This is a genomic window from Flavobacterium sp. P3_A6 (genome assembly GCF_056403035.1).
Genome location: NZ_JBFUGG010000086.1, coordinates 1 through 528 on the forward strand (window position 1 = coordinate 1; position 528 = coordinate 528).

Consider the following 528-nt stretch of genomic DNA (forward strand, 5'->3'; position numbering starts at 1 on the left):
GTCCACGGTGGCTCTCGAGGCCGGTCTCGTGCTCTGCGGCGACCGGTTCGGAGTCGTGCGGGAACGCAGCCTCACCACCGGAGTCGAGAACGGCGTCGAGCTCGACATCCAGCGGGGAGACGTCGGGGAGCTGTCGGTGTCGCAGGGCGAGCTCGTGGTGTTCGGCGCCGGAGCGCCGGTGATCACGCGCTGGATGGTCGACGGGTCGGGACCCGTGACCCGCCTCCTGCCCCGGGGCTCTGTCGCTGTGGCCGGGTACGACCCGGACGGGAAGCTGTTCCTGACGGCGCGTCGGCCCGCGGACGCGCAGAGCACGGCGGACCTCACGTCCTACGCGGTGTGGGACGCGCGCACGGACACTCAGGTGCAGGCGTTGCCCGACCGGGTTCTCGGTGTGGAGTGGATGTTCCGGGGCATCGCCACGGCCTACGTGCAGGGCGTGAGTAACCTGCGCCCGATCGATGTGGAGACCGGCCGGCAGGTGCCTGGTGGCCTGCTGGTGCCCGAGAGCGCCGGAGAGATCTGGTC

1 protein-coding gene is annotated in these 528 nt (G+C 71.2%); it reads left to right on the plus strand.

All coding sequences use genetic code 11. The features are described 5' to 3' along the window. Positions 1-528, plus strand: a 528-nt coding sequence (locus AC1DVP_RS21435; RefSeq protein ID WP_477185494.1) for a hypothetical protein, incomplete at both ends; no start/stop codon positions are given.